At 70.5% G+C, this 22,754-nt stretch carries 19 protein-coding genes; 13 read left to right on the forward strand and 6 right to left on the reverse strand.

The window, feature by feature from the left end; genetic code table 11:
• Positions 1 to 96: 96 nt before the first annotated feature.
• Positions 97 to 447 carry a S24 family peptidase gene (locus Aco03nite_RS31730; RefSeq protein WP_203801430.1) on the reverse strand — a complete coding sequence of 117 codons (351 nt, stop codon included), beginning with the start codon at positions 445 to 447 and terminating at the stop codon, positions 97 to 99.
• A gap of 86 nt (positions 448 to 533) precedes the next feature.
• Between Aco03nite_RS31730 and Aco03nite_RS31735 the strand changes: the two genes are divergently transcribed.
• Complete coding sequence (locus Aco03nite_RS31735) at positions 534 to 1,055, forward strand: DUF6817 domain-containing protein (RefSeq protein WP_203801432.1); 522 nt, start codon at positions 534 to 536, stop codon at positions 1,053 to 1,055.
• Here the strand turns inward: Aco03nite_RS31735 and Aco03nite_RS31740 are convergent.
• A complete protein-coding gene (locus Aco03nite_RS31740; RefSeq protein ID WP_203801434.1) occupies positions 1,048 to 2,061 on the reverse strand; it encodes an acyl-CoA dehydrogenase family protein in 1,014 nt (337 codons plus the stop codon). The genes Aco03nite_RS31735 and Aco03nite_RS31740 overlap by 8 nt on opposite strands.
• Before the next feature lie 99 nt (positions 2,062 to 2,160).
• Between Aco03nite_RS31740 and Aco03nite_RS31745 the strand changes: the two genes are divergently transcribed.
• The 10 genes from Aco03nite_RS31745 to Aco03nite_RS31790 are packed head-to-tail and all read left to right on the forward strand — an operon-like array spanning position 2,161 to position 14,004.
• A complete protein-coding gene (locus Aco03nite_RS31745; RefSeq protein WP_203801437.1) occupies positions 2,161 to 3,879 on the forward strand; it encodes an ABC transporter substrate-binding protein in 1,719 nt (572 codons plus the stop codon).
• Positions 3,880 to 4,833, forward strand: coding sequence for an ABC transporter permease (locus Aco03nite_RS31750; RefSeq protein WP_203801439.1), 954 nt, complete (start codon positions 3,880 to 3,882; stop codon positions 4,831 to 4,833).
• Positions 4,830 to 5,630, forward strand: coding sequence for an ABC transporter permease (locus Aco03nite_RS31755; RefSeq protein WP_203801441.1), 801 nt, complete (start codon positions 4,830 to 4,832; stop codon positions 5,628 to 5,630). Before Aco03nite_RS31750 ends, Aco03nite_RS31755 begins: the two co-directional genes overlap by 4 nt.
• Positions 5,627 to 7,255 (forward strand): dipeptide ABC transporter ATP-binding protein, encoded by a 1,629-nt coding sequence (locus tag Aco03nite_RS31760; protein ID WP_239145608.1) that lies wholly within the window; start codon positions 5,627 to 5,629, stop codon positions 7,253 to 7,255. Before Aco03nite_RS31755 ends, Aco03nite_RS31760 begins: the two co-directional genes overlap by 4 nt.
• A 9-nt stretch (positions 7,256 to 7,264) precedes the next feature.
• Complete coding sequence (locus Aco03nite_RS31765; RefSeq protein WP_203801443.1) at positions 7,265 to 8,473, forward strand: LLM class flavin-dependent oxidoreductase; 1,209 nt, start codon at positions 7,265 to 7,267, stop codon at positions 8,471 to 8,473.
• Positions 8,470 to 9,393 (forward strand): LLM class flavin-dependent oxidoreductase, encoded by a 924-nt coding sequence (locus tag Aco03nite_RS31770; protein WP_203801445.1) that lies wholly within the window; start codon positions 8,470 to 8,472, stop codon positions 9,391 to 9,393. Before Aco03nite_RS31765 ends, Aco03nite_RS31770 begins: the two co-directional genes overlap by 4 nt.
• A complete protein-coding gene (locus Aco03nite_RS31775) occupies positions 9,390 to 10,586 on the forward strand; it encodes an acyl-CoA dehydrogenase family protein (protein WP_203801447.1) in 1,197 nt (398 codons plus the stop codon). The genes Aco03nite_RS31770 and Aco03nite_RS31775 overlap by 4 nt, the downstream gene beginning before the upstream one ends.
• A 10-nt stretch (positions 10,587 to 10,596) precedes the next feature.
• Complete coding sequence (locus Aco03nite_RS31780; RefSeq protein ID WP_203801448.1) at positions 10,597 to 11,622, forward strand: aldo/keto reductase; 1,026 nt, start codon at positions 10,597 to 10,599, stop codon at positions 11,620 to 11,622.
• A gap of 1 nt (position 11,623) precedes the next feature.
• Positions 11,624 to 12,727: an LLM class flavin-dependent oxidoreductase gene (locus tag Aco03nite_RS31785; RefSeq protein WP_203801450.1), complete on the forward strand. Its 1,104-nt coding sequence runs from the start codon at positions 11,624 to 11,626 to the stop codon at positions 12,725 to 12,727.
• On the forward strand, positions 12,724 to 14,004 hold the full coding sequence (locus Aco03nite_RS31790; RefSeq protein WP_203801452.1) for an NtaA/DmoA family FMN-dependent monooxygenase: 1,281 nt from the start codon (positions 12,724 to 12,726) through the stop codon (positions 14,002 to 14,004). Before Aco03nite_RS31785 ends, Aco03nite_RS31790 begins: the two co-directional genes overlap by 4 nt.
• A 6-nt stretch (positions 14,005 to 14,010) precedes the next feature.
• Here the strand turns inward: Aco03nite_RS31790 and Aco03nite_RS31795 are convergent, their stop codons facing one another.
• Both Aco03nite_RS31795 and Aco03nite_RS31800 read right to left on the reverse strand, forming a co-directional pair.
• Positions 14,011 to 14,349 carry a hypothetical protein gene (locus Aco03nite_RS31795; RefSeq protein ID WP_203801454.1) on the reverse strand — a complete coding sequence of 113 codons (339 nt, stop codon included), beginning with the start codon at positions 14,347 to 14,349 and terminating at the stop codon, positions 14,011 to 14,013.
• A gap of 119 nt (positions 14,350 to 14,468) precedes the next feature.
• A complete protein-coding gene (locus tag Aco03nite_RS31800) occupies positions 14,469 to 15,704 on the reverse strand; it encodes a polyamine ABC transporter substrate-binding protein (RefSeq protein ID WP_203801458.1) in 1,236 nt (411 codons plus the stop codon).
• Positions 15,705 to 15,835: 131 nt separating this feature from the next.
• On the opposite strand from Aco03nite_RS31800, the gene Aco03nite_RS31805 reads away from it, so the two are divergent.
• Positions 15,836 to 17,314 carry a GGDEF domain-containing protein gene (locus tag Aco03nite_RS31805; protein WP_203801461.1) on the forward strand — a complete coding sequence of 493 codons (1,479 nt, stop codon included), beginning with the start codon at positions 15,836 to 15,838 and terminating at the stop codon, positions 17,312 to 17,314.
• 291 nt (positions 17,315 to 17,605) lie between these two features.
• Here Aco03nite_RS31805 and Aco03nite_RS31810 read toward each other — a convergent pair whose 3' ends face one another.
• Both Aco03nite_RS31810 and Aco03nite_RS31815 read right to left on the reverse strand, forming a co-directional pair.
• Entirely contained in the window at positions 17,606 to 19,195 is a 1,590-nt protein-coding gene (locus Aco03nite_RS31810; RefSeq protein WP_203801462.1) for a xylulokinase, read from the reverse strand.
• Between the two features lie 2 nt (positions 19,196 to 19,197).
• Positions 19,198 to 21,420 carry an aminotransferase class III-fold pyridoxal phosphate-dependent enzyme gene (locus tag Aco03nite_RS31815; protein ID WP_203801463.1) on the reverse strand — a complete coding sequence of 741 codons (2,223 nt, stop codon included), beginning with the start codon at positions 21,418 to 21,420 and terminating at the stop codon, positions 19,198 to 19,200.
• Positions 21,421 to 21,517: 97 nt separating this feature from the next.
• Between Aco03nite_RS31815 and Aco03nite_RS31820 the strand changes: the two genes are divergently transcribed.
• Positions 21,518 to 22,672 carry a PucR family transcriptional regulator gene (locus tag Aco03nite_RS31820; RefSeq protein ID WP_239145609.1) on the forward strand — a complete coding sequence of 385 codons (1,155 nt, stop codon included), beginning with the start codon at positions 21,518 to 21,520 and terminating at the stop codon, positions 22,670 to 22,672.
• Positions 22,673 to 22,754: the final 82 nt, after the last annotated feature.

A 22,754-nucleotide genomic window follows, 5' to 3' on the forward strand; every position in this document is an offset into this window, starting at 1 on the left:
GGGGGGCGGCGGGCGGCGGGCGGCGGGCGGCGGGCGGCGGGCGGCGGGCGGCGGGCGGCGGGGACCGGAGGGTCGGAGTGGGGCTGCCGGGAGGGGTTATGGGGATGAGCGTTGTTTGCCGGCTGTTCGGGGGCGTGGGCGGCCTGCCACCGAGACGCAGATGCCGTGCACCCGGGGATGGCCGGTCCAGCCGTTGACCCGCCCGCGGTTGTTGCTGATCTGGACCCGGGATCGCTGGTGATCGATGGCGGACACCAGGTGCAGGTATGTGGTGCCGGCCACCCGGGCCAGGACGATGTCGCCGACCTCCAGGGCCGCAGGCCGCACGGGGGCGACGGTCACCGGGTCACCGCTGTTGATCAAAGGGATCATGGAGTTGCCCCGGGGGCGGAACGTGACGGTCTCGCCGGCGGTGACGCGGCGGGCCACGGAGTCGAGAGCTCCCATCGGCCCAGGCTGGCAGCGTTGTCGATGCACAGCAAGCGAATATCGTCAAGCTGTCCGTTCGGCCGGAGAACACCTAGGTTTGGATCATGAAGAACGTCCGGGAGTGGCTGCGTGAGCGTGGCACGGAGAGTGTCACGCATCCGGGTGGGACGCTCTATGCGCACCTGTGTCGGGTCGAGGAGCGGCTGGCGGCGATCGGCTACGACCCGGTGGTCCAGTCCGCGGGCCTGGCGCATGCCGCGTACGGGACGGACGGTTTCGATCTTGCCCTGGTCTTCTGGCAGGACCGGCAGACGCTGTCCGATCTGATCGGCCGGGACGCGGAGGAGCTAGTCTATCTGTACGGTTCGTGTGATCGCAAGGCGAGCTGGCCGGACCTGGCGGCGACGCACCGGGTGACGGATCGGTTCACCGGCGGGGTGGTCCGGCTGGCGGACTGGCAGGTGACGCCGTTCGTGGACCTGTCGGTGGTCAACGAGCTGGATGTCCTGGAGCACGATCCGGCGCTGCTGGCGAAGCACCGCGAATACTTCACCGACCTGTTCGCGTCGTGGGAGCCGATGATGTCCCCGGCGGTGGCGACCGAGGCCGCCCGCCTGTTCAGATAGCACTAAATCGTAAAATGTCCGAAAAATGTTTGAGCTGAGCCTCCCGCACCACCGCCGACTGCCCCTGCACCAGCAGGAACAGAGCCGACCGGGCATGCAACTGCGCGACGTCGTCATCGGCCAGCCCCCGCCCGGACCGCGCCGCCACGAGCGCGCGGGTGACCGTACCCAAGGCCTCCCCGATGTCGATTTTGATCCGCAGCCGTAGATCGAGCGCCCCGCCGGAATCGGTGAGCCGGTAGGCGTCGGCCCGCAGCCGCTCGATCCGGGGTCGCCAGGCAGCGGCGACGTCCCGGGCGAGCGGGTCGGCCGATGCGTCGAGTTCGCGAAGAACAGCGGCGGCCAGCCCGAAATGATGCGGTTTGGCATCACTGCTGTGCGCGAGGTCGGCGGCCCGCCAGGACGCCAGGTCCTGAACCGACAGCACATGCTCCTCGGGCACGACGACGCCGTCCAGGAGAACCCGCCAGGTGTGACTCCCGGTGACCGCACTCAACCGCAGCGGACTGGCCACCATCCGCGGCGTGACCGGCACCAGCGCGGTGATCACGCTGTCCTGGGCGGGGTCGACGGCGGCGACGGCGAGTGACCGGTTGAGTCCCCACCCGCTGACCCACGAGACCTGCCCGTCGAAGATCCACCCGTCAGGCGTGCGGGCGGCCTTGATGAACCGCTCCGGGTACCGCCGCACGTCACTGACGGCCGCCCCGACAAGCTCCTGTCCGCGAACGATCAGCGACGCCAGTTCACTGCGGGGTTCACCGATGCGCCCGGCGATCGGCGCGTGCTGAGCCCAGACGAGCCACGTGTTGAGACAGGCGCCCGCGATGATCTCGTGCAGGTGCCGGTCCCCGTGCACGTCGAGGCCGGCCCCGCCGTACGACTCGGGCGCCAGATGGTTGAGCGCCCCGATCTCGCCCAGCGCGCTGACGACGTCGGGTGAGACCCCGTCCCGATCGGTCTCCAGTGCTCTCGGTCGTAGCCGTGTGTCAGCGAACGCTTGCACGCGGTCGAGAAAACTACCAGTGGCGCCAGTCACGATTTAATCCTATCTTCTCTATAGGCTTTATAGTCTACGGCACACGCTGAACCTCGGGAGACATCTATGTCCGACCTCCGTAGTTCCATCGAGACAGCCGAATCCGGCCGCCGCAGATGGCCCTGGATAACCGGCGCCTCCGTGCTCGCCGTGTTGCTCGTGGCCGGCATCGGATTCGCTGTCACCCGCGGCGGCGAGGCCGGTGCCGCCGCCGGTGACAGCGGCGCTCCGGTCCGCGGCGGCACCCTCCAGTTCGCCCTGATCGACTACCAGCGCAGCCCCGACATCCACTGGGGCACCAACTACGCCGAATCGCTGATCGGCAACAACGTCACCGACAAACTGACCTGGCAGGACCCGCGGACCGGCGAGATCACCCCGTGGCTCGCCGAGAAGTGGGAGTACAACATCGACCTCACCGAGTACACCTTCCACCTGCGCAGGGATGTCACGTTCAGCGACGGCACCCCGTTCGACGCGGCGGCGGTCAAGGCCAATTTCGATCAGTACGTGCACGGCGACGAGAAGCTCGGCATCAACCCCAACGGCGCCGTCCTGCTGCCGGGTTACGTCGAGACGGCCACCCCGGATGCGTACACGGCGGTCGTGAAGTTCGAAAAGCCCCTGGCCAGTTTCCTGCAGGCGTCCAGTTTCACCGCGAACGCGCAGCCCGGTTTCCTGTCGCTGAACACGCTCGAGCTCAGCGCCGAGCAGCGCACCGACCCGACGAAGATCATCGGAACCGGCCCGTTCGTGTACGAGTCGTGGGAGGAGCAGGTCAAGACGGTCCTGGTGAAGCGGCCCGGCTACCACTGGGCGCCGCCGGCCATCGGGCACACCGGCGAGGCGTACCTCGACCGGATCGTCTTCAACACCATCCCGGAAGCCAGCGTCCGCACCGGCAGCCTCGCCTCCGGCACCGTCGACGCGACCCTGGACGTCGGCACCACCGACGAGAAGCCGCTGGCCGACCAGGGCTTCACCATCATTTCCAGGGGCGTCTCCGGTACGGCGATCTACTTCAACTTCAACTCGCAGTTGTTCCCGACCAACGACATCGCCGTCCGCAAGGCCATCCAACTCGGCTGGGACCGGACCGCCGTCGAGAAGACCGTGCTGACCGGCTCCTACCGGATCGCCACCTCGGTGCTGGCCGATTCCGTTCAGGGTTACGCCGACTACAGCAACAGCGTCCTCAAGTACGACCCGGCCGCCGCCGAGAAACTCCTCGACGACGCCGGCTGGGTCGAGGGCACCGACGGCATCCGCGCCAAGGACGGCAAACGCCTGCAGCTCAAGCTCCTCGGCATCAACAACCTGGTGGTCAACAAACCCGCCTACGAGTCGGTCCAGCAGGACCTGCAGAAGATCGGCATCGACCTGCAGCTGACCGTCGTCCCGATCCCCGATTACGCCGCCCAGATCGCCAAGGCCGAGACCGACTGGAACATCACCGCCGCCAACCGGTCCCGCAACGACCCGGCCGCCCTCAACCTGGTCTACGCCCCGACGCTCGGCAACAGCAGCTACCTGGCGGAGGGCAAGTCGACAGGCATCGACATCGCCGAGGTCAGCGACACCCTCGCCAAGCTGGAGACCACCCTCGACAAGACCCGGCGCGACGCCTACACCAAGGCCGCCCAGGACCTGCTCCTGGAGAAATACGCCCTGGTCAACCCGATCTACAACCCGTCCCAGGTGATCGCCCACTCGCCGAAGGTGCACGGGATCATCTTCGACGCCCAGTCCCGCAACCACTTCGTCGACGCCTGGAAGACCAAGTAGATGCTGCGCTACGTCACGTTGAAGGTCGGCCGGGCCTTGTTCGTGGTCTGGGCCGCGTTCACGGTCACCTTCGTCCTGCTCTTCGTCCTCCCGGCCAACCCGGTGGACCTGCTCTTCGACCCGGCGGAGATCAACAGCATTCCCGCTGAGGTACGCGAGCGGGTCGCCGAGAACTACGGGTTCAACAAGCCCGTCATCCTGCAGTACCTGGACCGGCTCGGGCACGCCCTGACCGGAGACTTCGGCAACTCGGTGCAGTCCGGCCGGCCCGTGGTCACCGCGATCACCGACGTGCTGCCCAGCACCCTGGTGCTCGCCGCCGCGGCGCTGGTGCTGGCCGTCCTGATCGCCTTCGGCATCGCCCTGGTCGCGACCGCCACCCGCCGGCCGTGGCTGCGCGACCTGGTCGAGGCGTGGCCGTCCGGGGCGGTGTCGGTGCCGGTGTTCCTGTCCGGGATCCTGATGCTGCAAATCTTCTCGTTCCGGCTCGGCTGGTTCCCGTCGTTCGGCGACGACGGCTGGCGCAGCCTGATCCTGCCGCTGGTCACCCTCGCCGTCCCGGTCGCCGGGCCGATCGCGCAGTTGCTGGTCCGCAGTTTCCGCACCGAGTTCGCCGCCGGTTACGTCACCACCAGCTGGGCCAAAGGCGCCACCCGCTCCGGGATCATCGTGCGCGACGTGTTCCGCAACGCCGCCCTGCCCGCGCTGACCATCGCCGGTGTCACGTTCGGCAACCTGATCGCCGGCAGTGTCATCACCGAGACGGTCTTCGCCCGCAAGGGCATCGGCCGGATGACCCAGACCGCCATCAACACCCTCGACGTGCCCCTGGTCGCCGGGATCGTGGTGCTGGTGGCGGCCACGTTCGCCCTGATCAACCTGATCGTCGACCTGATCTGTCCGGTCCTCGACCCGCGGCTGCGTGCCGCCCTCACCGCCGGAGCCCCGGCATGATCGCCCGCCGGCCGTTCCTGCTGCTGTCCTGGCTGGTCGTGCTCGTCGCGGTCGGCTGGGCGATCGCCCCGGGCCTGTTCACCTCGTTCGATCCGCTGTCCGGGGACTCGGCGGCCAGTTTCGCCCCGCCGAGCGCCGAGCACTGGTTCGGCACCGACCGCCTCGGCCGTGACCTGTTCGCCCGCAGTGTCCACGGCGCCCGCACCACCCTCACCGCCACCCTCCTCGCCGTCCTGATCGCTTTCGGCCTCGGTGCGGTCGTGGGCTTGGCCGCCGGGTTCGCCGGGGGAGTGGTGGACACCGCGATCATGCGGGTCGTCGACGTCTTCCTGGCCATCCCGAGCCTGCTGCTGGCGATGGTGGTGGTGTCGGTGCTCGGCTACTCCACCCACAACATCGCCCTCGCCGTCGGTATCTCGTCGATCGCGTCGTTCGCCCGGGTGATGCGCTCGCAGGTGCTGACGGTGGTCAACCAGGACTACGTGAAGGCCGCGTACGGGCTGGGGGTCGGCCGGTTCGCGGTGATGTGGCGGCACGTGGTCCCGAACTCGCTCAGCTCGGTGGTGGCGCTGGCCGCCCTCGAGGTCGGCGCCGGAGTCCTGGCGGTGGCGTCGCTCGGGTTCCTCGGCTACGGCGCGCCACCACCGCAGCCGGAGTGGGGGCTGCTGGTGGCCGAGGGCCGCGACTACGTGGCGGTCCACCCGTGGGCGTCGATCCTGCCCGGCCTGGCGCTGGCCGCCGTGGTCATCGCCACCCACCGCATCAGCACCTCGTTCCGTAGGGAGGCCGGCCGATGACCACATCGACGGACCAGTTGTTGACCGTCGGCGCGCTGGCCGTCGACTACCGCACCGGCCGGCAGTGGACCCCGGCGGTGCGCGGGGTGAGCCTGACCGTGCGGGCCGGCGAGTTCGTGTCGCTGGTCGGCGAGTCGGGCTCCGGCAAGACCACCCTCATCCAGGGCGCGCTCGGGCTGCTGCCGGACGCGGCGCGGATCACCGGCGGGTCGATCGCCTACGCCGACGTGGACGTGACCGGCTGGAACGACCGGAAGATGGCGCTCGTACGCGGCAATTACGTGGGTTTTGTCCCGCAGGATCCGAACACGTCACTGAACCCGGTCAAGCGCATCGGCACGCAGGTCCTCGAGGCGGTCCGGTTCAACCGGCCCCGCAACGACGCCACCGCTTACCGCGAGGCGGCTCTGGAGAGTCTGCGCACCGCCGGGCTGACCGACGCGGAACGGGTCTTCCACCAGTATCCGCACGAGCTGTCCGGCGGCATGAAACAGCGGGCCCTGATCGCGATCGCCCTGGCCGGCCAGCCGAGGATCATCGTCGCGGACGAGCCGACCAGCGCCCTGGACGTCACCGTCCAGAAACGGATCCTGGACCACCTGGCCGGTCTGCGTGAGCGGCTCGGCATCGGGATCCTGCTGGTCACCCACGATCTCGGGGTCGCGCTGGAACGCTCCGACCGGATCCTGGTCATGCAGTCCGGCGAGATCGTCGAAGAAGGCCCGGTCGCGCAGGTTCTCGCCGGGGCGACCAGCGACTACACGCGACGGTTGCTCGATGCGGCGCCCTCCCGGCACGCCGGCCGGCTTCAACCCCGCTTGCCGGTACGCCCGGCCGGCCCCGCCGGCGGCCCGGTGCTGCGGGCCGACGGGCTGACCCGTACGTACCGGCTGCACGGCGGCCGGCAGTTGCGGGCCCTCGACGACGCCGGCCTGATCGTGCGCCCGGGCACCACGCACGCGATCGTCGGGGAGTCCGGCGCCGGCAAGTCCACCCTCGCCGGGATCCTCGCCGGATTCCACCGGCCCGACACCGGGACCGTGCACGCCGGCGACCACGAGATCACCGCGCTGGGCCGCAAGCAGTTGCGGGACGTACGGCGGGATCTGCAGTTCGTCTTCCAGAACCCGTTCACCTCGCTGGATCCGCGGTTCACCGTGCGGCGGCTGATCGAGGAGCCGCTGAAGGCGTTCGGGTTGCCCACCGGCGACCGGGTCGGGGAACTGCTGCGGGCGGTGGCGCTCGACGAGGCGTTCGCCGACCGGCGGCCCGGCCAGCTGTCCGGCGGGCAACGGCAGCGGGTGGCGATCGCCCGCGCCCTGGCCCTGAACCCACGGATCATCGTGCTGGACGAGGCGGTCAGCGCGCTGGACGTGTCCGTACAGGCGCAGATCCTGCAGTTGCTCGTCGATCTTCAAGCCGAACGCGGCCTGAGTTACGTCTTCGTCACCCACGACCTGGGCGTGGTGCGGCTGGTCGCCGACGACGTCACGGTGATGAAGGACGGCCGGGTCGTGGAGACCGGGCCGGTCGGCACCGTCTTCCGTGAACCCGCGCACGACTACACACGGCAGCTGCTCGCGGCCGTTCCCGGGGCGGGCCTGACACCCGCCGGCCAGGTCTGAGGAGGCCCCGTGCTGCACATCAACGTCAACATCCTCAACGCCGGGGTCTTCGGCGGCTCGTGGCGCTACCCGGGCACCGACGGGCTGGCCGCGTACGGCATCGACCACTACACGAACATCGCCCGCAAGGCCGAGCAGGCGAAACTCGACGCGGTGTTCCTCGCCGACGGGCCGGTCCTGGACCCGAGCGTGCGGCACCGGCCGGGCAACAGCCTGGAACCGACCACGGTGCTGGCCCGGATCGCGGCGCGCACCGACCGGATCGGCCTGATCGGCACCCTGTCGTCGTCGTACAACGACCCGGTCGAGGTGGCCCGCCGCCTCGGCGACCTCGACCACGTCAGCGGCGGCCGGTTCGGCTGGAACATCGTCACCACCGCCGGGCCGGTCGCCGCCCGCAACTTCGGCCGCACCACCGAACCCGACCACGGCTGGCGCTACCGGCGGGCCGCGCAGTTCGCCGCCCAGGTCGTCGGGGCCTGGTCGCGGCGCACCGATCTGCCGTCGCCGCAGGGCCGGCCGGTGGTGGTGCAGGCCGGCGGCTCGAGCGACGGCCGGCGCCTGGCGTCCCGGGTCGGGGAGGTGATCTTCTCCGCCGACCAGGATCTGGACCACGCCCGCCGGTTCCGGCAGGAGATCCGGGCCGGGGCCGCCGCGTTCGGCCGCGACCCGGCCGAGATCGTGGTGCTGCCCGGGCTGTCCACGGTGGTCGGCAGCACCGAGGCCGAGGCCCGGTCCCGCCGGGAGCTTCTCGACGATCTTCTGCCCGCGGCGTACGGCCGGGGCCGGCTGTCCGCCCAGCTGGGTATCAGCCTCGACGGGCTGTCCGACGACGAACCGATCCCCGCCGCCCTGCTACCCGAACCGGACGACGCCGGGGGTTCGCAGACCTTCTACCGGGTGGTCAAGGACATCATCGACCGGGAGCAGCCCACCCTCGGTCAACTGCTGAAACGGCTGTCCGGCGGGGCCGGGCACCGGATCGTCACCGGCACCCCGGAACAGATCGCCGACGACATCGAGACCTGGTACCGGGCCGGCGCCGCCGACGGGTTCAACGTCATGCCCGACGTGCTGCCGTCCGGGTTCGACGACTTCGCCGACCACGTCGTCCCCGAACTGCAGCGCCGGGGCCTGTTCCGCACCGAGTACGAGAGCGCCACCCTGCGCGGCCACCTCGGACTCGGCCTGCCCGCTCCCGTGGAGGTGCCCGCATGACCGTCATCCAGCTCGCCCTCGCCGTCGGTGGCCCCGGTCTGCTGTCGCTCGCCGACGCCGGGATCATCGCGGCCGCCGCCGAACAGGCCGGTGTCGCCGCGATCCGGCTCGCCGACCACTCCCCGGCCGGAGCCGTCCTCGACCCGACGGTGACCGCCGCCTACCTGGCCGGACGGCACGGCGGCGTCGGCTACCTGCCGGAACTGCCGACCACCGGCAACGCCCCCTACAACGCGGCCCGCCGCCTGCTGTCGCTGGACCGGGCCACCGGCGGCCGCGCCGGGGTGGTCCTGCGCCCCGGCCACGGCGACGAGGTCAGCGAGGCGACCGTGCCCGACCCGGGCGCCACCGACCCGGTCCGGCGCTGGACCGAGTACGCCCTGGTCCTGACCCGCCTGTGGGAGAGCTTCCCGAGAACCGCCCTGATCGGCGACCAGCGCGGCGCGGTGGTCGCCGACGACAGCCGGATCGTCCCGGTCCGGCACGAGGGCACGTTCTACCGGGTCGCCGGGCCCCTCGACGGGCCGTCGTCGGTGCAGGGCCGGCCGCTGATCGTCGCCGACCTGGCCGACCTGGACGCCCCCGCGGTCGCGTCGGCCGCCGACGTGGTCGTCGTCGACCAGCACGTCGCCGCCGGCGCCGACGCGGTGCTGACCCAGGCGCTGCGGCACGCCGGCCGGTCCCGCGGCGAGGTGGCCCTGCTCGGGCGGATCCCGGTCACCGGCGTCGACGCGGCCGGCGGCCTGGACACCCGGCTGCGGGCCTGGGCCGACGAACATCTGCTCGACGGGTTCGAACTGGCCACTACCGGCGACGTCGACGCCGTCGTGGCGGTCCTGAGATCGCTGACCCCACGGGCGCCGGCACCCACCCTGCGCACCGCGTACGCCCTGCACGACCGGACGGCGGTCCCGGCATGACCGCCCCGGTGGTCGACAGCTGGACCGTCGCCGGGATCCGGGCGGCGACCACGCCGATCCTGGCCCGGCTCGCCGCGGACGCCGCCCGCCGCGAGGCCGGCCGGGACTACGCCTTCGACGACGTGCGCGCCCTGGCCGCGCAGCGGATCACCCTCACCGGGATCGCCGTCGCCGACGGCGGAGCCGGTGGAAGCCTGCGCGACGTGGTCGAACTGGTCGTGGACATCGCCCGCGCCGACTCCAACGTCGCCCAGGCGCTGCGGTCCAGTTTCCTCACCGCCAACCAGGTCGCCGGCCGGACCGACCTGCCGCACCGGGCGACCGTGCTGGCCCGGCTGCGGGCCGGGGAACTGTTCGCCGGCACCAACAACGAACGCAACGGCGGCGCCAACGGCACCATCAGCACCCGGATCCGCCGCGACGGCGACGGCTGGATCGTCGACGGGGAGAAGTTCTACTCCACCGGCGGGCTGTACGCGTCCTGGTTCACCGGGTCGGCCACCGGCGACGACGGCAGCGTGTACGGGTTCACCGTGCCGGTGGACCGGGACGGGGTGCAGCGGCTCGACGACTTCGACGCGATCGGGCAGCGGCTCACCGCCTCCGGCACCACCCGCCTGCACCGGGTGCGGGTCACCGACGACGAGGTGGTGCCCCGCGACTCACACCGGCTGGACAGCCCGTGGCTCGGATCGTTCGCGCAGCTGTACCTGGCCGCCGTGGAAGCCGGGATCGCCGCCGCGGCCCTCGACGACGCGGTCCGGTTCGTGCGCGAGAAGGCCCGGCCGATCAAACACAGCACCGCCACGCGCAGCACCGACGATCCGTACGTGCGGACCACGGTCGGCGAGATCGCGGCGCGTGCGCACACCGCCCGGTCGGTGGTGCTGGTCGCCGCCGAGCAGCTGGAACCCGTCCGGCATCTGCACGGGGACCGGGCCCGGGCCGCGGGCGCGGCAGCGGCGGTGACCGTCGCCCAGACCGGCGTGATCGCCATCGAATCGGCGTTGCGCGCCGCCGAACTGCTCTTCGACGTCGGCGGCGCCACCGCCACCGACCGTGCCCTCGGCTTCGACAGGCACTGGCGCAACGCCCGCACCGTCGCCAACCACAACCCCCGCCAGTGGAAGGCCGCCGTCGCCGGCGCGCACCTGTTGACCGGCGAGGAACCACCCACCACCGGCCTGTTCTGAGGAGACCCGCATGAGCATCGACATCGACCGCGTCCTCGGGCGCACCGGGGTCCGGCTGACCCCGCTGACGCTCGGCACCATGAACTTCGGCCGGCACCAGGGCGAAGACGAGAGCGTCCGGATCATCCACGCCGCCCTGGACGCCGGGATCACCGCGATCGACACCGCCGACGTGTACGGGCAGGGCGCCTCCGAGGAGATCACCGGCCGGGCGCTGAAAGGGCGCCGCGACGACGTGTTCCTGGCGACCAAGTTCCACAACCAGATCGGTGACGACCCGCGGCACGCCGGGAACTCCCGCGCCTGGATCGTCCGGGCCGTCGAGGACAGCCTGCGCCGGCTCGGCACCGACCACATCGACCTCTACCAGGCCCACCGGCCCGACCCCGGCACCGATCTGCTGGAGACACTGCAGACCCTCACCGATCTGGTACGGGCGGGCAAGATCCGTTACTACGGGACGTCGGTGTTCCCCGCCCATCAGCTGGTCGAAGCCCACTGGCTGGCCGAGAAGCACCACCTGATCGCCCCGCACACCGAACAGCTGCCGTACTCGCCCCTGGTCCGCGGCGCGGAACGGGAGGTCTTTCCGGTCGTACGCAAACATGGGGTGGGGGTGTTGAGTTACGGGCCTTTGGCGGCGGGGTGGCTGTCCGGGAAGTACCGGCTCGGGGCCGCACAGCCGCAGTCCGCGCGCGCCGACCTGATCCCCGGCCGCTTCGACGTCACCCTCGACCGGAACCAGCGCAAGCTCGCCGCCGCCGACGCGCTCGCGGTGCTCGCCGAACAGCACGGGCTGACCCTGATCGACCTGTCGGTGGCGTTCGCGCTGAACCATCCGGCGATCAGCAGCGTCATCATCGGCCCGCGGACCGCCGACCATCTCGACGCCTACGTCGACGCCGCCGGGGTGCGGCTGTCCGCGGAGATCCTGGACCGCATCGACGAGATCGTCGACCCGGGCACCCAGTTCCTGGAACGTGACACCGGCCGCGACACCCCGTCGCTGCAACCGGCCCAGCTGCGGCGGCCGTGACATGGCGCTCGGGCAGCCGTTCCGGCTCGGGTTCCTGCTGCATCTCGACGGTGACCTGCCGCCGGCCCGCGCCTACCGGCAGGCGATCGAGCTGTTCGTCGCCGCCGAGGAACTCGGGTACGACTCGGGCTGGGTGATCCACCGGCACTTCCGGCAAGGGAAGGAGCACGTGTCGTCGCCGCTGGTGCTGCTGGCGGCGATCGCCGAACACACCCGGCGGATCCGGCTCGGCACCGGCGTGTACGTGCTGCCGCTGGAGGATCCGCTCAAAGTCGCCGAGGACGCCGCCACCCTCGACGAACTCAGCGGCGGGCGCCTCGAACTGGGGGTCGGGTCCGGGCCGTTCCCCGGGGCCTGGGAGGCGTTCGGCAAGGATCTGGCCGACCGGCACCGGCTGTGGGACGTGGCGGTGGGACGGCTGCACGAGATCCTCGACGGATCGCCGGTCAACACTTTCGGTGAGGTGCTGCATCCGCCCGGGTCCGGCGTACGGCAGCGGCTCTGGCAGGCCACCACCAGCGATCCGCGGCATGCCCATGCCGCCGCGGCGGCGGCCGGGAAGGCCGGTGACGGGCTGCAACTGTCGCGGGCCACCACCTGGCGTGGTGGCACACTGCGGGAGGCGCAGCAGCGCAACGCCGACTGGATCGACACGTATCTGGCGGCGTTCGACGACCCGGTGCGGGCGCCTCGGGTGCAGGTGTCCCGGGCCGTCTACCCGCACCACGACCGGGACGAAGCCATCCGGCTGGTCACCCCGGGTGTGCGGCGGTGGCAGAGTTGGCTGCCCGCCGCGGCCGGGCCCGGCGTCTCCTCCGGCGGCCGCGCCGCCTCCTCGGCCGGCCTCAGTGTGGCCTCCCCGGCGGGCCTCAGTGTGGCCTCCCCGGCGGGCCTCAGCGTCGCCGACTACCTGCGGGCTGATCATGCTCTGCTCGGGCCGCCGGAGATCATCGCGGCCGCCCTGTCCGAGGATCCGGCGCTGGAACGGATCACCGACCTGCTGGTCAGCTTCGTGCCCGGTGTGCCCGCACTCGGCGAACACCTGCGACTGCTCACGACCACCGCCCGGGACCTGGCGCCCCGGCTCGGCTGGAGGCCGGCATGACCTTCCACCTCAACGTCTCGCTGATGACCCCCGGACATTTCCGGCACGCGTGGCGGCTGCCGCACGCCGACCCGCTCGCCTACCTCGACATCGACCACTTCGTCCGGCTCGCCCGGATCGCCGAAGAAGCACACATCGACGCGGTGTTCCTCGGCGACGGACCGGCCCTGCGCGGCGAGATCCAGGACGCGCCCGGCACCGGACTCGACCCGCTCGTGCTGCTCGGCCACCTCGCCGCGGTCACCTCGAACCTCGGCGTGGTGATCACCAGCTCGACCACGTACAACTCGCCGTACAACCTGGCCCGCCGTTTCCAGGCCCTCGACCACGTCACCAAGGGCCGGGCCGCGGTCAACATCGTCACCACCGGCACCCCGGCCGCCGCCGCCAACTTCGGGCTCGCCGAACACCCCGGCAAGGAGACCCGCTACCGGCGCGCCCACGAATTCCTCGACGTCGTCACCCGGCTGTGGGACTCGTGGGAACCCGGCGCGATCATCGCCGACAAGGCCACCGGCCGGTACGCGGTCCCGGAGAAGATCCACCGCATCGACCACGACGGCGAGTTCTTCACCGTCGCCGGGCCGCTGCCGGTACCCGCCGGGCCACAGGGCCGGCCGGTGATCGTCCAGGCCGGCGGCTCACCCGGCGGACTGTCACTGGCCGCCCGGTACGCCGACGTGGTGTTCACCGTCGCCCAGACCCGGGACCGGGCGGTCGCGTTCCGTGACGACATCCGGGCCCGGGCGGTGGCGGCCGGGCGGCGCGCCGACGACGTCAAGGTGTCCCTCGGTGTGGTGGTGCTGGTCGACGAACAGGACGGTCACCGGGAACGGGAACTGCATACGACGCTGCCGATCGAGAAGCTCAGCGCGGCGTTGACCGCCAACCTGGGGCTGCCGGCGGGACGGTTCGGGCCGGACGATCCGATCAGCGCCGCCGACCTGCCCGCCGGCGCGGCCGGCTTCTCCACCGGGTTCGCCGATTCCACCCGGGCGCTGATCGCCGAGGCGCCGATCACCGCGCGTGAGCTGGTTCAGCGCGGGGCGGGCGGCGCCGGTCACCGTCTGCTGTCCGGCTCACCCGAACAGATCGCCGACGACCTGCAACTGTGGTACGAGTCCGGAGCAGCCGACGGATTCACCATCATGCCGGCCGACACCACCGTCGACCTGCCCCGCTTCGCCCGCTCGGTGGTGCCACTGCTGCAGAAACGCGGGCTGTTCCCCACGGACTGGACCCATCCCACGTACCGCGGCCGGCTCGGTCTTTCTTGATCTGGCTCAGAGATCCACCTGGACCTCGACGCGGCCTTTCGGGGTGCGGCGGGCGACGGCGTGACCGGTTCTGATCTCGCCGTCCAGGCGCACGGACAGGGGGCCGCCGTCGCCGGTGAAATTGCGCCACCAGTTCTTGGCGTCCGGCATCATCACGTCGATCCGGACGCCGCCCGGGCGCCGGAAATAGGCGACCGGAATGCTGAACTCGCGGCCCGATTTGCGGCCGGTGTAGGTGACCACGGTCATCTTGCGGTTCACCAGTCTCCCGACCCGCGGTGAATCCTGCAGGGCCACCACACACCTGTTGAACCGGTTGACGGCCGTCCTCACTGAGCTGTGCATGACGGCGACCGTAGCGCGTGGCCGCCGGGCCGGGCCGCAAGTGACAGCGCAACCCGGTCCAGCGTCTCCACTTACGCGTTCTACGTTCTCTACGTCAGGGCTGCCTACGTCAGGGCTCTCTACGTCAGGGTGATCGACTCGAACAGCCTGGTGAACTCGCGCTGCTTTTCGGCGGTGTCCAGGTCGACGTAGTAGTGCAGCTTCGCGTAGTCGGCGTCGCTCGGGAACACCACCGGGCTGTCCGCCACCGCCAGCATCTCCGGGTCGCCGGCCGCGTCCGTGCGGATCCGCTCCCGCGCCGCCGGGACCGGGCACACGTAGTTGATGTACTCGGTCAGCGTCGCCGCGTTCTCCACCTCGTAGAAGAAATCGATCAGCGCAATCGCGTCCACCGGGTTCACGGCCGTCACCGGAATGGCGAAGTTGTCGGTCCAGATCGTGCCGCCCTCCTGCGGGATCACGAACTTCAGATTCGTGCCGTCGGACAGGTTCTTCTGGAAGATGTCACCCGACCAGGCCTGGCAGATCCAGATCTCACCCTTGCCGAGCGCGTCCAGATAATCCTGCTCGTAATAGTTGCGGACCAGTCCGGCGTCCTTCTGCTCCATCAGCTTGCCGGCCGCTTTCGCCCAGTCGTCGGCATCCGACCTGGCCGGGTCCAGGCCGCTGGCGAGCAGCCCGAAGTTCGCCAGTTCGGTCGGATCCGACAGCATGCCCACCTTGCCCTTGAACGCCGGATCCCACAGATCCGCCAGGCTGGTGATCGGCCGTTTGATCTTGGCCGGGTCGTAGGCGATGCCGGTGATCCCGGACGCCCACGGCACGCTGAACCGGTTACCCGGGTCGAAGGTTTCCTCGGTGTACTTGGGCGCCACGTTCTTGGCGAAGTTCGGCAGCCGCGCATGATCCAGCGGGGCCAGGAACCCGGAAGACTTGAACTGCCCGAACTGAATCCCGTTGGTGATCACCATCAGGTCGTAGCCGATCGGATCCCGTGCCGAAAGCTGCGGCTGCACCTTCGAGAACCAGGGCCCCATCTCCTGGATGACCTCGGAGTAGTTGACCCGGATCCCGGTCTTCCTGGTGAACCTGGCAAGCTCCGGCTTGGAAGGATCCATGTAGAGCGGCCAGTTGGCGAAGTCGACTTTCCCGTTCTGCGTACGCCCGTTCCAGAAGCTCTCCACCGACTCGGCCGACGCCGTGTTCCGGGGTGTACCGCGGCCTTGCACCCCGCAGGCGGCGAGGGCCGACCCGAGCGCGGACAGGCCGCCGATCCGCAGAGCGTCCCGCCGTCCGAGGCGCCTGCTGGTCAGGCCGCGGAGCAGGGCGGGGTCGGTGGTGGTGCGGTGGAACATCGTTCTCCGATCAGCGGGGGCCTTTTCATGATCAATCTATGCGGTCGGGTTCGCCGTGCCCGCGGGGATCCCCCTTTAGTTGATCTTGGGAGATGCCCGGTTCTGCAACCCGGCGGGCCGATCATGGGCGGGTGGCCCTCATCAGCCTGGACCATCGGCCCGTCTTCCGGGCGAGATGGCCGGTCGTCGCCGGTGCGGCCCTCGTTCTGATCCATCTCGGGTGTGCGCTGGCCGGCGCGCCGCCGGTGGTCACCGCGACGGTGTTCGTCGCCGGCACCGGGTCGGCCGCTCTGGCGATCTGCCTCGGGATCCGCCGGTATCGGCCCGCCACCCGGCTGCCGTGGGCCCTGATCGCCGCCGGCGCCGCGCTCAACGCCGCCGGCGACTTCCTGGTCTCGCTGTATCCGCTGCTGTTCGGCCCGCTGCCCGACATGCAGTGGGTGAACGTGCCGTACCTGCTGCGGTTTCCACCCCTTGCCGCGGGCATCGTCATCCTGGTCCGCAGCCGGACACCCGGCCGCTCCCTGCCCGCGATCATCGACGGCACCGTTCTGGCGGTCGCGGTGTCGCTGGTGAGCTGGGTTTTCGTGATCGCGCCGGTCCGCGATTCGATGGCCGGGACCGCGGTCGAGCCGCTGGTGGTTGCCGAGTCGATGGCGTACCCCGCGGGCGACCTGTTGCTGATCGTGCTCGGCCTGCGGCTGATGCTCGGCGGCGGGCCGTACCTACCGGCACTGCGGTTGTTCGGCGCCTACCTGGCGCTGTTCTGCGGCGCCGACACGTGGTACACGATCCGGCTGTTGGACGGGCAGATCGACTACGAGTGGGGCCTGCAGAGCGCCTGGATCATCGCGGCGGTGCTGCTCGGGCTCGCCGGTCTGCACCCTTCGATGCGGCTGCTGGGCGACCGCGGTGGCGCGGCCGGCCACAGCGTGTCGATGGGCCGTCTCGCCCTGCTCGCCGGCGCCGCCATGCTCGCCCCGGCCACCATGGTCGTCCAGCACCTGACCGGCGGAGAACCGCACGTGCTCGTCGTCGCCGGCTGCTGTGCCGTGCTGTTCCTCCTGGTGGTGGCCCGGCTCGCCGGGCTGGTGCGGGAGCAGCGCCGGGTCGCCATCACCGACGCGCTGACCGGCCTGTACACCCGTGGCTACCTCACCGAGGTGCTGCGCGCCGAATGTGCCCGCGCCCATCGCGGCGGCGAGCCGCTGACCATGATCCTGCTGGACGTCGACCACTTCAAGCGGGTCAACGACTCGTACGGCCACACCGCCGGCGACCGCGTCCTGGCCGAGGTCGCGAGCCGGTTGCGTGCCTCGGTCCGCGCCGGTGACGTGGTGGCCCGCTACGGCGGCGAGGAGTTCGCGGTCCTGCTGCCCCGCACCGGCTCCGGCGACGCCGCCCGCACCGCCGAACGGCTCCGCCTGGAGATCATGCGTCACGGCGTGGTCATCGGCCCCACCGACGTGATCACGGTGACCGTTTCGCTGGGCCTGGCCACCGTGCCCACCCAGGCGGGAACTCCCGACGAGTTGGTCGACCTGGCCGACGAGTTGCTCTACCAGAGCAAACGCTCCGGCCGGAACCGCCTGACCGTGCTGCCGGGATGACACCCGGCCGGGCCGGCCGGGTGCCCCGCGTCCCGGCAGCCCATCCCGGCAGATCCGTTGTCATCCAGGCCGGAGGAACGCGAGCCGGGCGGCGCCCGGGGGAAGGCCGCCGAGGTGCGGTGCGGGATCAACGGGGTCAGCGAGTAGGGGATGGTCGCCGAGGTGCGGTGCGGGGTCAGCGGGGTCAGCGAGTAGGGGATGGCCGCCGAGGTGCCGGGTCAGCCGATGGGCGGCCGGTGGAGCCGATTGGGGCTCGGGGCGCCCGGTGGCGGCCGGGTGCCCCGAGCCGGATCAGGTCTGGCGGTTCAGGCGGCGGTAGACCGGGGCCAGACGTTGGTGCAGGTCCTGATAGATGTCGTAGATCTCCAGGTAACGGTCTTGGTCGGGGCCCGGCGTGAAGACGTGGTCGTTGCGGGTCAGGGCCGGGATGTCGGCGAACGCGATCATGCCGGCGCCCACCGCTCCGATCCAGCCCGCGCCCCGGGCGTTCACCGTCACGGGGGCGGCGTCGCGGCGGATCTCCACGCCCAGGACGTCAGCGAAGATCTGGCACCAGGAATCCGAGCGGGCCGCGCCTCCGGTGATCACCATCGAGGACACGGGACTACCCAGGAACTTGTCCACCGCCTTGGCCAGCCAGCGGGTGTTCAGTGCCACCCCCTCGAACACCGCCCTCAGCAGGTCCGAGCGGTTGGTGTCCAAGGAGATGTTCAGGAACGCCGCCCGCAGGTGCGGGTCGTCCACGGGAGCGCGTTCGCCGTAGAGCCACGGGGTGTAGATGACGCCGTTGGCACCGGCCGGGACCGTGGGGATGATCTTGTCGAAGGCGTCGAAGATGGTGCCCTCGTCGCGGGTCACGTGGCCGGCGCTGACGATCGGGTCGTCGAACTCGACGATCTTGTCGCGCAGCCAGGTCAGGTTGGCGCCCGCGGTGGCCTGCAGCGCGGTCATCAGGTAGCGGTCCGGGATCGCGCACGGGATGGACGCGATCCCGGTGACGACGTCGGTCTTCTTGCGCGGCACGTGTGCGGCGATCCACGACGACGTACCCAGGTAGAGGTGGGTCTCGTTGTCCTTGATCGTGCCGGCGCCGATGGCGGCCGCGGTGTTGTCGATGGCCCCGGCCGCCACCTGGATGTCGCGGGGCAGACCGAGGTGATCGGCGGCATGGGGGGCCAATGCGCCGATCACCTCGGTGCAGGCCACGATCGGCGGGAACTTGTCGGCGTCGATCCCGCTGGCGGAGACCAAAGCGGGGGAGTACCGGATGGAGGGGGCCTTCCGGTTGTCCGTCACCCACGAGGTCAGGATCGAATCGACGGTCGCCACCGTGCGGCCGGTCAGCTTCAGATTGATCCAGTCGAGGACGTTGAGGAAGGTTTTGGTCTTTTCGTAAACGTCCGGCATCTCGTCCCGGACGAACAGCATGTGCGCAGCCGGGTCTTTTCCGGTCACCGAGGGCATTCCGCCCGTCAGGCGCAACCAGTTTGCGATCTTGACGACCGACAGCCCGTTGTACGCCGGGAACCCGCCGAACTGCCGCCGCAGGTGACCGGCCCCGCGCATGTCGAGCCAGCTGATGCACCGGGTCAGCGGCTCACCGGCCGCGTCCACCGCGATGGTGCCCTCGCCCTGGGTGGACGAGCAGATCGTCGTCACCGCCCGCAGGTGGTCGGGGAACGCCCGGCCGAGGTCGGCGACCACCTCGGCCAGGGCGTCCCACCAGGCGACCGGGTCCTGTTCGGCCCCGCCGCCGGGAATGACGATCAGCGGCACCGGGCGCTCGGCCCAGCCGGTGACAGTGCCGTCGGCCGCGACCAGTGCGGCCTTCATCCCGGACGTGCCGAGGTCGATCGCCAGGACCTGCGGGGCGATGGCCAACGTCAGACTCCCTCGACCTGCGCGAAGACCTGGTCGAAGCGGGACAGCGCGTCGTCGATGACCTCGTCGGTGTCGGCCATCGACGTGTACATCCGCGAGCCGGCCAAGGTGATGATGCCGTGCGCGGCGTACGCGGCGCCCATCTGCTCCATCAGCTGCTTGCGGCCCTTGTTCTCCTTGAGCAGCTTGATCGGGTTGCGCATGTCCAGCAGCATGACGCCGCTGGACTCCAGGTGCACGATCGAACCCTGGTTGTACGCCACGTAGGGCAGCCCGTACTTGTCGATCAGTTTCTGCAGGCCGCGGGTGAGCCGGTCACCGGCCTTGCCGGCGATCACCGGCGCGTTGGTGCGGGCCATCTCCTGGATCGCGAAGTAACCGGCCGCGCAGGACAGCGGGTTGGCCGACAGGGTGCCGCCGACCTGGATGTGCGCGCCGCTCTTGCCGTCCAGGCCGGAGCCGAACACCGACATCACCCCGGCCTTGCCGCCGACCCCACCGGCCATCGGGTAGCCGCCGGAGACCGCCTTGCCGAAGACCGTCAGGTCGGGGGTGACCCCGAAGTAGCCGGCCGCGCCGCCCAGGCCGGTGCGGAACCCGGTCACCACCTCGTCGAAGATCAGCATCGAGCCGAACTCGTCGCACAGCTTGCGGACGGCGGCGTTGAAGTCCTTCGGCACCGGGCGGGTGCCGGACTCCGGGCCGAGCGGCTCGACGATGATCGCGGCGGTGCCGCCCCGGGTCCGGTTCTCGATCAGCTTGCGCTTGAGGGCGCCCAGGTCGTGCGGGAACGCCTCGCGGGTGCGGCCGGTGGCGCCGAACGGGATGCCCTTGGCGTTCATCCGGAACGAACCGGGCACCCGCAGGCCGTAGACGACGGTGTCGGACCAGCCGTGGTACGCCCCGCCGAGCTTGATCACCATCTTCTTGCCGGTGTGCGCCCGCGCCGCCCGGACCGCCGCCATCACGGCCTCGGTGCCGGAGCCCAGCGACCGGTACATCTCGATGTGCGGCATGTACTTGTTGATGATCTCGGCAAGCTTCAGTTCATATTCGTGGAACAGGCCGGTGACCGGCCCGGACTCCTTGATCACCTCGGCGACCCGCTCGTTGACCGGGGCGTAGTTGCTGCCCAGGATCGTCGGCCCGCCGGCCTGCAGGAAGTCGATGTAGACGTTGCCGTCCCGGTCGGTCAGGTAGGCGCCCTCGGCCTTGTCGATCGCCAGCGGGAACGGGTAGTTGAAGGCCAGGTTGTGCTGCACGCCACCGGGGATGAACTTCTTCGCCCGGTCGGTGATCTCCTTGGACGCCGTGCACTTGGTGTCGAAGTAGTTCAGCGTGTCCAGCAGCGCGTCGTGCCGCAGCCCGCGCAGCGGCTGGGAGACCAGGGCCTTCAGCCGGCGCATGGTGTCGTCGACGTCGAGGTACTCGGTGATCGCATAGCCCAGATCGACACTGGAAGCAGTCTCCGCGGGCGTTTCGACCGCGCTCGAGGAAACCAGCTCCTCGTCCTCGGGCACGCGGACCGGAGGAACAGCCTCGGTGATCTGCGCGGCGATCCGCTTCTCGTCCTTGCGCAGCTTGCTGAACGCGATCTCCCGGATCGTGTCCGGAATCGTGTAGACCTTGCCGGCCTCGGACGTCAGCGCCATCAGATAGGCGATCGACACCTTCTCCAGCAGGGCCATGTTGAACACCGCGCGGTCCGGGTCGGTGCCCAGCGCCACCACGCCGTGGTTGGCGATGATGAACGCGTTGTCGCCGCTCGCGACCTTCTTCTGCACGTTCTTCGCCAGGAAGCCGGTGCCGGACGGCGCGTAGTCGATGATCGCGACCTGCTTGCCCAGGAACCGGACCTGCTCGTCGGTCAGCGCCGGGATCGGCTTGCGCAGGAACGCCAGGGCCGAGGCGAACGGCTGGTGGGTGTGCACGATCGCGTTCACGTCGGGGCGCTCGCGGTAGACGTTGGCGTGCATGCCGCACTCGATCGACGGGACCAGGCCACCCGCGCCGCCGGGATCGGGCACGTGCTTGCCGTCGAAGTCGACGATGCAGATGTCCTCGACCCGCATCTTGTCGTAGTCGTAGTTGCTCGGCGTCACCGCGTAGAGCTCGTGGCCGGGGATCCGGACCGAGACGTTGCCCTCGGTCGCCTTCAGATAGCCGCGGTCGAGCATCGTCCGGCACATGTCGACGACGTGCTGGCGGGAGAGGCGGTATTTCATCAGGCGGATCCGTCCGTGAGCGAGGGGCCCTTACCGCCACCATCGTCTCCCCGACCCGGGGACGAAGCATCGTCCGCGAATCAGCAAGAATCAGGCCGTGACTTATCACCGCGTGATAAAGCCGCCGTGGTTCTACGTCCCGGCGGACCTCGCCGCCGCGATGCGCCCACGCCTGCCCGACGCGGTCCGGGACATCGCGACGGCGATCAGCGCGTTCTCCGACGGGGCCGGGGAGAAATTCGAGCGCGACGTCCGTACGGCGGTGCAGGTGGCTCTGGACCGGTTCCTGGATCTCCCCGGCACCGGCGAACCGGCCCTGCCCCCGCGGATCCGGGAGGTGTTCGTGGCCCTGGGCGCCGCCGAGGCCCGGGAGAACCGCGGCCCGGAGACCCTGCTCGCGTCGCTGCGGATCGCCGGGCGCCTGCTGCTGCGCACCGCCACCGGCGCCCTGGACGAACAGCGCACGGTCAGCGTCGCCGAGGTCGTCGAACTGTCCGACGCCACCAACGCGTTCATCGACGAACTGGCCGCCGCCTGCACCGACGGCCTGGCCCGCCAGCTGCGCGAACAAGCCGGTGAGGGCGACCGGCGGCGGCGCCAGGTGGCCGATCTGCTGCTGCGCGGCGGCAGTTCGCCGGACGTGGTGCGCGACGCCGCCACCGGGATCGGCTGGCCGGCGCTGGACCTGATCGTGCCGGTGCTGCTCCCGGCCGACCAGGCCCGCGACGCCCGGTTCCGGTTCGGCGCGGACGGGGTGGTCGCCGAACGCGGCAGGGACGCGGTGCTGCTGCTGCGGGCCGGCCCCCGTGCGGAGCGTGCCGCGCTGACCGAGGCCCTGCACGACCGGGGCGCGGTGGTCGGCCCGGCGCTGACCTGGACCGAGGTCCCGCAGGCGGTCAGTCTCACCGAGCGGACCGCCGAGCTGGTCGCGCCCGGCCCGGAGCCGGTCTTCGTGGATGATCATTTTGCGACACTGGCGCTGCGTGGTGAGCCGGGTGCGCTGGCCGTGCTGACCGCCCGGCGCCTGGCGCCCCTGGCGGGGCTGCGGGACAGCCAGCGGGAGGCCCTTCTGGTCACCCTTTCCAGCTGGTTACGGCATTGGGGCTCCCGTACGGCGGTATCGGGTGAACTGTTCGTGCACCCCCAGACGGTCAGTTATCGCCTGAACCGCCTCCGGGAGTTGCTCGGGGACGACCTGGACGACCCGCGTATTCGGTTCGAGCTGCAACTGGTGCTCGCCTACCGGGCCTGACCGGCTCATCCGTACGTTCTCAAGATCACCCGGACGATGGAGTGCGACACTCAGCGCAGCCAATAACGTTCGAGTAGATCGC

The sequence above is a fragment of the Actinoplanes couchii genome (assembly GCF_016862075.1).
Classification (GTDB): domain Bacteria; phylum Actinomycetota; class Actinomycetes; order Mycobacteriales; family Micromonosporaceae; genus Actinoplanes; species Actinoplanes couchii.

What these genes read in the sequence shown, in the direction of transcription:
- Aco03nite_RS31760 (WP_239145608.1), top strand. Translation starts at nt 5,627, where the DNA reads ATGACCACATCGACGGACCAGTTGTTGACCGTCGGCGCGCTGGCCGTC.
- Aco03nite_RS31735 (WP_203801432.1), top strand. Translation starts at nt 534, where the DNA reads ATGAAGAACGTCCGGGAGTGGCTGCGTGAGCGTGGCACGGAGAGTGTC.
- Aco03nite_RS31800 (WP_203801458.1), bottom strand. Translation starts at nt 15,704, where the DNA reads ATGTTCCACCGCACCACCACCGACCCCGCCCTGCTCCGCGGCCTGACC.
- Aco03nite_RS31775 (WP_203801447.1), top strand. Translation starts at nt 9,390, where the DNA reads ATGACCGCCCCGGTGGTCGACAGCTGGACCGTCGCCGGGATCCGGGCG.
- Aco03nite_RS31785 (WP_203801450.1), top strand. Translation starts at nt 11,624, where the DNA reads ATGGCGCTCGGGCAGCCGTTCCGGCTCGGGTTCCTGCTGCATCTCGAC.
- Aco03nite_RS31815 (WP_203801463.1), bottom strand. Translation starts at nt 21,420, where the DNA reads ATGAAATACCGCCTCTCCCGCCAGCACGTCGTCGACATGTGCCGGACG.
- Aco03nite_RS31730 (WP_203801430.1), bottom strand. Translation starts at nt 447, where the DNA reads ATGGGAGCTCTCGACTCCGTGGCCCGCCGCGTCACCGCCGGCGAGACC.
- Aco03nite_RS31790 (WP_203801452.1), top strand. Translation starts at nt 12,724, where the DNA reads ATGACCTTCCACCTCAACGTCTCGCTGATGACCCCCGGACATTTCCGG.
- Aco03nite_RS31795 (WP_203801454.1), bottom strand. Translation starts at nt 14,349, where the DNA reads ATGCACAGCTCAGTGAGGACGGCCGTCAACCGGTTCAACAGGTGTGTG.
- Aco03nite_RS31770 (WP_203801445.1), top strand. Translation starts at nt 8,470, where the DNA reads ATGACCGTCATCCAGCTCGCCCTCGCCGTCGGTGGCCCCGGTCTGCTG.
- Aco03nite_RS31745 (WP_203801437.1), top strand. Translation starts at nt 2,161, where the DNA reads ATGTCCGACCTCCGTAGTTCCATCGAGACAGCCGAATCCGGCCGCCGC.
- Aco03nite_RS31755 (WP_203801441.1), top strand. Translation starts at nt 4,830, where the DNA reads ATGATCGCCCGCCGGCCGTTCCTGCTGCTGTCCTGGCTGGTCGTGCTC.
- Aco03nite_RS31780 (WP_203801448.1), top strand. Translation starts at nt 10,597, where the DNA reads ATGAGCATCGACATCGACCGCGTCCTCGGGCGCACCGGGGTCCGGCTG.
- Aco03nite_RS31750 (WP_203801439.1), top strand. Translation starts at nt 3,880, where the DNA reads ATGCTGCGCTACGTCACGTTGAAGGTCGGCCGGGCCTTGTTCGTGGTC.